Source organism: Vibrio sp. 1562, from assembly GCF_033340155.1.
Lineage (GTDB): Bacteria > Pseudomonadota > Gammaproteobacteria > Enterobacterales > Vibrionaceae > Vibrio > Vibrio alginolyticus.
In genome coordinates this window covers 1-7,710 of record NZ_JAWOVY010000048.1, presented here as the reverse complement: position 1 = coordinate 7,710, position 7,710 = coordinate 1, and the positions used below count along the sequence as shown (strand labels likewise).

Genomic DNA, 7,710 nt, shown 5'->3' with positions numbered 1-7,710 from the left:
CATCCATGATTATCTAAGAATAATCCACTAGGCGCGGTTAACAGCGCCCTAGTGGGGCGCTGTTTGCCCTTGCCCAAAATGCCCGGCCAGAGGCCGGATAACTGATCTATCCGCTGCGCTAGGCTACACACCGCCCCCACCGCTCCGCGGTAGGGAAAAGGCGGGCCAAGGCCCGCAAACCCAAACCCCATGCACAGACGCCACAGGAAGCCGCAGACGCCTTTAGCCGCTTTAGCGGCCTTTACCCCTGCCCGCAGGGCGGGGGCGCGTGTGAAGCCCCGCAGGGGCCATGCTGGCCACCTTGCGCTTGGCTATCTCCGCCTTGATGGTGGCGCCCGCCTCTCGCATCTCTTGCTGCAGGGCTTCGATCTCGGCAGGTGTCAGCCGGTAGAAGCTCACCCTTGCCCCTCTTGCGGCTCCGGCTGGCCATGCTCCTGTGGCTGCTATTCCTGCTTGGGTGGCAGTCCGAACAGCGCCCGGTCATGGTCGCGCTCTAGGTAGCTGTCCAGCCCATCGAGCAAGCGCTGTTCTGGCCACTCGCCGCTTTCGACTTTGCCGAGTATCCACGCGCCTACCAGCACCTTGCGCCGGGTGTCCTCCTTGCGCTTTTGCTGCTGCTCCCGTGCCCTGACCCGCTGGATCTTGGCGTTGATCCGTGCCCGTTGCTCTTCCAGCTTGGCGAGCCGTTCCGCTGCTTTTGCCATGTTGACATTCCCCTTGGTTATGTGCTTGCCATCATGCTATCATCGGAGCACAGACACCGCAAACCCCGACCGTCATTCTAACGGGAGGGCGCACTTACCGGTTTCTCTTCGAGAAACTGCCCTGCGGGCACCCCTTTGGGGCTGTGCGCTCTCCGAGGGCCATTGCATGGAGCTAAACCCCTATGGCCATCTATCACCTTACGGCCAAGACCGGCAGCCGGAACGGCGGCCAGTCGGCCAAGGCGAAAGCCGATTACATCCAGCGGGAGGGCCGTTACTCCCGCGACCGTGACGAGGTGCTGCACACTCAGTCCGGCCACCTGCCCGAGTGGGCCGAGCGCCCCGCCGACTACTGGGATGCTGCCGACCTGTATGAACGCGCCAATGGGCGGCTGTTCAAAGAGGTTGAGTTTGCCCTGCCGGTCGAACTGACCCTAGATCAGCAGCGGGAGCTGGTGGACGAATTCGCCCGGCATCTGACCGAGGGCGAGCGCCTGCCGTATACGCTGGCCATTCATGCCGGTAAAGGTGAGAACCCCCATTGCCACTTGATGATCTCTGAGCGGAAGAACGACGGTATCGAGCGCCCGGCTGACCAGTGGTTCAAGCGGTACAACGCCAAACAGCCAGAGCGGGGCGGGGCGCAGAAGTCCGAGAGCCTGAAGCCCAAGGCATGGCTTGAGCAGACCCGCGAGGCATGGGCCGACCATGCCAACCGGGCATTAGAGCGGGCTGGTCACGACGCCCGCATTGACCATAGAACACTTGAGGCGCAGGGCATCGAGCGCCTGCCGGGCATCCATCTTGGCCCCAACGTGGTGGAGATGGAGGGCCGGGGCATCCGCACCGAGCGGGCCGACACCGCCCTAGCCATCGACACGGCCAACGGCCAGATCATCGACTTACAAGAATACCGGGAGGTTATCGAGCATGAGCGCGATAGACAGAGTGAAGAAGTCCAGAGGCATCAACGAGTTAGCGGAGCAGATCGAACCGCTGGCCCAGAGCATGGCGACACTGGCCGACGAGGCCCGGCAGGTCATGAGCCAGACTCAGCAGGCCAGCGAGGCGCAGGCAGCGGAGTGGCTGAAAGCCCAACGCCAGACAGGGGCGGCATGGGTGGAGCTGGCCAAGGAGTTGCGGGAGGTAGCCGCCGAGGTGAGCAGCGCCGCGCAGAGCGCCCGGAGCGCCGCCCGTGGCTGGACATGGAAGTTGTGGGCCGGGGTCTTGATCGCTTCCGTGACGCCTATTCTGGCGCTGCTGATCGCATCATGGCTTTGGCTGGAGCCGCAAATCATCGAACAACAGGGGGGTATATGGCTGGTTTTCAAGCTCAAGTAAAGGGTGACCGCACCGCGCAAGCCATCGCCCGGCAGCTCAAGGCCATGGGCTGCGACCGGTACGACATCGGCATACGGGATGCCGCCAGCGGCAAGATGATGAACCGGGAATGGTCAGCCGCCGAAGTGCTCCAGAACACGCCATGGCTCAAGCGGATGAATGCCCAGGGCAATGACGTGTATATCAGGCCCGCCGAGCAGGAGCGGCATGGTTTGGTGCTGGTGGACGATCTCAGTGAGTTCGACTTGGATGACATGAAAGCCGAGGGCCGGGAGCCGGCGCTGATCGTGGAGACCAGCCCCAAGAACTATCAGGCATGGGTAAAAGTGGCTCAGGACGCCCCAGCAGGTCACAGGGGCGTAATCGCCCGGAAGCTGGCCCGCGAGTACGACGCCGACCCGGCCAGCGCCGACAGCCGCCACTATGGTCGCTTGGCGGGCTTCACCAACCGCAAGGACAAGCACACCACCCGCACCGGTTATCAGCCGTGGGTGCTGCTGCGTGAATCCAAGGGCAAGACCGCCACCGCAGGGCCGGAGCTGATGCAGCAGGCCGGGCAGGTGCTGGACAGCATTAAGCGCCAACAGGAACGGACGGCACGACTGGCCGAGATCACCGCCCCGCGGAGTGTGCGCCGGTATCGCCGCAGCGCCGTGGACGACTACCGCAGCGAAATGGCCGGGTTGGTCAAACGCTTCGGTGACGACCTCAGCAAGTGCGACTTCATTGCGGCTATGAAGCTGGCCAGCAAGGGCCGGGAGCCGGACGAGATCGCCAAGGCCATGGCCGAGGCCAGCCCCGCGATCATGGAGCGCAAGGCAGGCCATGAGGCCGATTACATCAAGCGCACGGTACAGAAAGTGATGGAGCTGCCGCAGGTGCAGGAGGCCCGCGCCGAGCTGGCGAAGCAGACCCAGAAGCAGCGCAGTCGGGGGCCAGATTTAAGTATGTAATGCTTGCGTTAGCGCTAACTGGTGGTATACTGTTAGCTCTAATGGAGGGTTTGAGATGAAAGACCAACACGACAAGCGTACCGGCAACCTGCTGGCCACCCCTAACGCTATACGACAGGCCCGCTTTGCCGAACAGCAGCGAGCCATGGGCCGCAAGGCCGCGAGCACCCCCCCCATAACTCTTCGCCTCATGACCGAGCGCGACCTGCCGATGCTCCATGATTGGCTCAACCGGCCGCACATCGTTGAGTGGTGGGGTGGTGACGAAGAGCGACCGACTCTTGATGAAGTGCTGGAACACTACCTGCCCAGAGCGATGGCGGAAGAGTCCGTAACACCGTACATCGCAATGCTGGGCGAGGAACCGATCGGCTATGCTCAGTCGTACGTCGCGCTCGGAAGCGGTGATGGCTGGTGGGAAGATGAAACTGATCCAGGAGTGCGAGGAATAGACCAGTCTCTGGCTGACCCGACACAGTTGAACAAAGGCCTAGGAACAAGGCTTGTCCGCGCTCTCGTTGAACTACTGTTCTCGGACCCCACCGTGACGAAGATTCAGACCGACCCGACTCCGAACAACCATCGAGCCATACGCTGCTATGAGAAGGCAGGATTCGTGCGGGAGAAGATCATCACCACGCCTGACGGGCCGGCGGTTTACATGGTTCAAACACGACAAGCCTTCGAGAGAAAGCGCGGTGTTGCCTAACAACTCATTCAAGCCGACGCCGCTTCGCGGCGCGGCTTAATTCAGGTGTTAGCGGTAATTTAACCAGATAGGAGTACAGACATATGAAAATCGTAAAAAGGATATTATTAGTATTGTTAAGTTTATTTTTTACAATTGCGTATTCAAATGCTCAAACTGACAACTTAACTTTGAAAATTGAGAATGTTTTAAAGGCAAAAAATGCCAGAATAGGAGTAGCAATATTCAACAGCAATGAGAAGGATACTTTGAAGATTAATAACGACTTCCATTTCCCGATGCAAAGCGTTATGAAATTTCCGATTGCTTTAGCCGTTTTGTCTGAGATAGATAAAGGGAATCTTTCTTTTGAACAAAAAATAGAGATTACCCCTCAAGACCTTTTGCCTAAAATGTGGAGTCCGATTAAAGAGGAATTCCCTAATGGAACAACTTTGACGATTGAACAAATACTAAATTATACAGTATCAGAGAGCGACAATATTGGTTGTGATATTTTGCTAAAATTAATCGGAGGAACTGATTCTGTTCAAAAATTCTTGAATGCTAATCATTTCACTGATATTTCAATCAAAGCAAACGAAGAACAAATGCACAAGGATTGGAATACCCAATATCAAAATTGGGCAACCCCAACAGCGATGAACAAACTGTTAATAGATACTTATAATAATAAGAACCAATTACTTTCTAAAAAAAGTTATGATTTTATTTGGAAAATTATGAGAGAAACAACAACAGGAAGTAACCGATTAAAAGGACAATTACCAAAGAATACAATTGTTGCTCATAAAACAGGGACTTCCGGAATAAATAATGGAATTGCAGCAGCCACTAATGATGTTGGGGTAATTACTTTACCGAATGGACAATTAATTTTTATAAGCGTATTTGTTGCAGAGTCCAAAGAAACTTCGGAAATTAATGAAAAGATTATTTCAGACATTGCAAAAATAACGTGGGATTACTATTTGAATAAATAAAAAACTACCGCTAACACTGGCTCATAGGCAATGGCGGGTTGAAGTGCAATTTGCAAAGTCGGTAGCCCGCCCGAGCGTTTTCTCGGTTTGACAGGAAAGGCTCACGCAAACCGCCACTGCCCATAGCCCAAACCGTTAGGCCGCATGGACACAACGCAGGTCACATTGATACACAAAATTCTAGCTGCGGCAGATGAGCGAAATCTGCCGCTCTGGATCGGTGGGGGCTGGGCGATCGATGCACGGCTAGGGCGTGTAACACGCAAGCACGATGATATTGATCTGACGTTTCCCGGCGAGAGGCGCGGCGAGCTCGAGGCAATAGTTGAAATGCTCGGCGGGCGCGTCATGGAGGAGTTGGACTATGGATTCTTAGCGGAGATCGGGGATGAGTTACTTGACTGCGAACCTGCTTGGTGGGCAGACGAAGCGTATGAAATCGCGGAGGCTCCGCAGGGCTCGTGCCCAGAGGCGGCTGAGGGCGTCATCGCCGGGCGGCCAGTCCGTTGTAACAGCTGGGAGGCGATCATCTGGGATTACTTTTACTATGCCGATGAAGTACCACCAGTGGACTGGCCTACAAAGCACATAGAGTCCTACAGGCTCGCATGCACCTCACTCGGGGCGGAAAAGGTTGAGGTCTTGCGTGCCGCTTTCAGGTCGCGATATGCGGCCTAACAATTCGTCCAAGCCGACGCCGCTTCGCGGCGCGGCTTAACTCAGGTGTTACCGCAGCGAAATGGCCGGGCTGGTCAAGCGGTACGGTGACGACCTCAGCAAGTGCGACTTTATCGCGGCCATGAAGCTGGCCAGCAAGGGCCGGGAGCCGGACGAGATCGGCAAGGCCATGGCCGAGGCCAGCCCCGCCATCATGGAGCGCAAGACGGGCCATGAGGCCGATTACATCAAGCGTACGGTGCAGAAGGTGATGGAGCTGCCGCAGGTGCAGGAGGCCCGCGCCGAGCTGGCGAAGCAGGCCGAGAAACAGCAGTACCGAGGGCCGACATTAGGATAAAACACTTGCATTAGAGCTAATGCCTGTTATGGTGTTAGCTCTAATGCGGAGGAAATATGAAAGACCAACACGACAAGCGTACCGGCAACCTGCTGGCCACCCCCAACGCTATACGACAGGCCCGCTTTGCCGAGCAGCAGCGAGCCATGGGCCGCAAGGCCCGGAAGATATGGGCCACAGACGCAGAGGCCGAGGCGCTGCGGCTGTATCTGGAAGAACTCAGGGCGGCGCAGGGCGGGGGTAGTGACCCCGCCAGCGCCTAACCACCAACCGCCTACACAGGAGGCAAATCAATGGCTACCCATAAGCCTATCGACATTCTGGCGAGCTTCACAGAGCTACCGCCACCGATTGACTACGTACTGCCCAACATGGTGGCCGGCACCGTGGGGGCGCTGGTGTCCCCCGGTGGGGCCGGCAAGTCCATGCTGGCCCTGCAACTGGCCGCACAGATCGCAGGCGGCCCCGACCTGCTGGACGTGGGCGAGTTGCGCACCGGCCCGGTGATCTACCTGCCCGCCGAAGACCCGCCCACCGCCATACATCACCGCCTGCACGCATTGGGGGAACGCCTGACCGACGAGCAACGGCAAGCCGTGGCTGACGGTCTGCTAATCCAGCCGCTGATCGGCAGCCTACCCAACATCATGGCCCCGGAGTGGTTCGACGGCCTCAAGCGAGCCGCTGAGGGACGCCGCTTGATGGTGCTGGATACCTTGCGCCGGTTCCACATCGAGGAAGAGAACGCCAGCGGCCCCATGGCGCAAGTGATTGGCCGCATGGAGGCCATCGCCGCCGATACCGGGTGCTCTATCGTGTTCCTGCACCATGCCAGCAAGGGCGCGGCCATGATGGGCGCAGGCGACCAGCAGCAGGCCAGCCGGGGATCGTCCGTGCTGGTGGATAACATCCGCTGGCAATCGTACCTGTCCGGCATGACCACCGGTGAGGCCGAGGAATGGGGCGTAGACGACACGCAGCGGCCCTATTTCGTCCGCTTTGGAGTCAGCAAGGCCAACTATGGGGCACCGTTCAAAGACCGCTGGTTCAGGCGGCATGACGGCGGGGTACTCAAGCCCGCCGTGCTGGAAAAGCAGCACAAGAGCAAGGGGGTGCCTCGTGGCAAAGCCTAAGAACAAACACAGCCTCAGCCACGTCCGGCACGACCCGGCGCACTGTCTGGCCCCCGGCCTGTTCCGTGCCCTCAAGCGGGGCGAGCGCAAGCGCGGCAAGCTGGACGTGACGTATGACTACGGCGACGGCAAGCGGATCGAGTTCAGCGGCCCGGAGCCGCTGGGCGCTGATGATTTGCGCATCCTGCAGGGGCTGGTGGCCATGGCCGGGCCTAGTGGTCTGGTGCTAGAGCCAGAACCGGAGACCCCCGGCGGGCAGCAGCTCCGGCTGTTCCTGGAACCCAAATGGGAAGCCGTTACCGCTGACGCCATGGTGGTCAAGGGTAGCTATCGGGCGCTGGCTCGTGAAATAGGCTATGCCAATATCGAGGACTCAAAGCCCATCAGGGACTGCATTGAACGGCTTTGGAAGGTGTCCATCATCGCCCAGAATGGCCGCAAGCGGCAGGGCTTCCGGCTGCTTGCCGAGTACGCCAGCGACGAGGCAGACGGGCGCCTGTATGTGGCCCTGAACCCCTTGATCGCGCAGGCCGTCATGGGTGGCGGCCAGCATGTGCGCATCAGCATGGACGAGGTGCGGGCGCTGGACAGCGAAACCGCCCGCCTGCTGCACCAGCGGCTGTGTGGCTGGATCGACCCCGGCAAGACCGGCAAGGCGGCCATAGATACCCTGTGCGGCTACGTCTGGCCGTCAGAGGCCAGTGGGGCCGCCATGCGCAAGAGACGCCAGCGGGTGCGCGAGGCGCTGCCGGAGCTGATCGCGCTGGGCTGGACGGTGAACGAGTATGCGGCGGGTAAGTACGACATCGCACGGCCCAAGGCGGCAGGCTGACCCCTGCAATAACTGTCACGCCCCCCCCGTTAACTGTCAC

At 58.9% G+C, this 7,710-nt stretch carries 10 protein-coding genes and 1 pseudogene; 10 read left to right on the top strand and 1 reads right to left on the bottom strand.

From position 1 onward, the window contains the following. Nucleotides 1–443: 443 nt before the first annotated feature. On the bottom strand, nt 444–704 hold the full coding sequence (locus R7Z49_RS22720; RefSeq protein ID WP_169573164.1) for a mobilization protein: 261 nt from the start codon (nt 702–704) through the stop codon (nt 444–446). A 182-nt stretch (nt 705–886) separates the two neighbouring features. On the opposite strand from R7Z49_RS22720, the pseudogene R7Z49_RS22715 reads away from it, so the two are divergent. The 10 genes and pseudogenes from R7Z49_RS22715 to repC all read left to right on the top strand — a co-directional run. Then, nucleotides 887–1,528, top strand: a pseudogene (locus tag R7Z49_RS22715) (MobA/MobL family protein); the annotation flags it as partial. A 106-nt stretch (nt 1,529–1,634) separates the two neighbouring features. Beyond that, entirely contained in the window at nt 1,635–2,045 is a 411-nt protein-coding gene (locus R7Z49_RS22710; protein ID WP_011117300.1) for an IncQ-type mobilization protein MobB, read from the top strand. After that, a complete protein-coding gene (locus tag R7Z49_RS22705) occupies nt 1,976–2,998 on the top strand; it encodes a DNA-primase RepB domain-containing protein (protein ID WP_318057402.1) in 1,023 nt (340 codons plus the stop codon). The genes R7Z49_RS22710 and R7Z49_RS22705 overlap by 70 nt, the downstream gene beginning before the upstream one ends. A 145-nt stretch (nt 2,999–3,143) precedes the next feature. Further along, nucleotides 3,144–3,707, top strand: coding sequence for an AacA4 family aminoglycoside N(6')-acetyltransferase (locus tag R7Z49_RS22700; RefSeq protein ID WP_112928758.1), 564 nt, complete (start codon nt 3,144–3,146; stop codon nt 3,705–3,707). An 83-nt stretch (nt 3,708–3,790) separates the two neighbouring features. Beyond that, a complete protein-coding gene (locus tag R7Z49_RS22695) occupies nt 3,791–4,690 on the top strand; it encodes an extended-spectrum class A beta-lactamase VEB-18 (protein ID WP_065825678.1) in 900 nt (299 codons plus the stop codon). A gap of 144 nt (nt 4,691–4,834) precedes the next feature. Further along, nucleotides 4,835–5,368 (top strand): aminoglycoside nucleotidyltransferase ANT(2'')-Ia, encoded by a 534-nt coding sequence (gene aadB, locus R7Z49_RS22690; protein WP_000381802.1) that lies wholly within the window; start codon nt 4,835–4,837, stop codon nt 5,366–5,368. 61 nt (nt 5,369–5,429) lie between these two features. Then, nucleotides 5,430–5,705 (top strand): hypothetical protein, encoded by a 276-nt coding sequence (locus tag R7Z49_RS22685; RefSeq protein ID WP_223847821.1) that lies wholly within the window; start codon nt 5,430–5,432, stop codon nt 5,703–5,705. 56 nt (nt 5,706–5,761) lie between these two features. Next, complete coding sequence (urfF, locus tag R7Z49_RS22680) at nt 5,762–5,968, top strand: plasmid repression protein F (protein ID WP_112928753.1); 207 nt, start codon at nt 5,762–5,764, stop codon at nt 5,966–5,968. A gap of 30 nt (nt 5,969–5,998) precedes the next feature. Further along, nucleotides 5,999–6,838 carry a helicase RepA family protein gene (locus tag R7Z49_RS22675; protein WP_169573183.1) on the top strand — a complete coding sequence of 280 codons (840 nt, stop codon included), beginning with the start codon at nt 5,999–6,001 and terminating at the stop codon, nt 6,836–6,838. Next, nucleotides 6,825–7,670, top strand: a complete 846-nt coding sequence (gene repC / locus R7Z49_RS22670) for a replication protein C, IncQ-type (RefSeq protein ID WP_112928757.1) — start codon at nt 6,825–6,827, stop codon at nt 7,668–7,670. The genes R7Z49_RS22675 and repC overlap by 14 nt, the downstream gene beginning before the upstream one ends. Nucleotides 7,671–7,710: the final 40 nt, after the last annotated feature.

What these genes read in the sequence shown, in the direction of transcription:
- R7Z49_RS22675 (WP_169573183.1), top strand. Translation starts at nt 5,999, where the DNA reads ATGGCTACCCATAAGCCTATCGACATTCTGGCGAGCTTCACAGAGCTA.
- R7Z49_RS22705 (WP_318057402.1), top strand. Translation starts at nt 1,976, where the DNA reads ATGGCTTTGGCTGGAGCCGCAAATCATCGAACAACAGGGGGGTATATG.
- R7Z49_RS22720 (WP_169573164.1), bottom strand. Translation starts at nt 704, where the DNA reads ATGGCAAAAGCAGCGGAACGGCTCGCCAAGCTGGAAGAGCAACGGGCA.
- R7Z49_RS22695 (WP_065825678.1), top strand. Translation starts at nt 3,791, where the DNA reads ATGAAAATCGTAAAAAGGATATTATTAGTATTGTTAAGTTTATTTTTT.
- R7Z49_RS22700 (WP_112928758.1), top strand. Translation starts at nt 3,144, where the DNA reads ATGGGCCGCAAGGCCGCGAGCACCCCCCCCATAACTCTTCGCCTCATG.
- aadB (WP_000381802.1), top strand. Translation starts at nt 4,835, where the DNA reads ATGGACACAACGCAGGTCACATTGATACACAAAATTCTAGCTGCGGCA.
- R7Z49_RS22710 (WP_011117300.1), top strand. Translation starts at nt 1,635, where the DNA reads ATGAGCGCGATAGACAGAGTGAAGAAGTCCAGAGGCATCAACGAGTTA.
- urfF (WP_112928753.1), top strand. Translation starts at nt 5,762, where the DNA reads ATGAAAGACCAACACGACAAGCGTACCGGCAACCTGCTGGCCACCCCC.
- R7Z49_RS22685 (WP_223847821.1), top strand. Translation starts at nt 5,430, where the DNA reads ATGGCCGGGCTGGTCAAGCGGTACGGTGACGACCTCAGCAAGTGCGAC.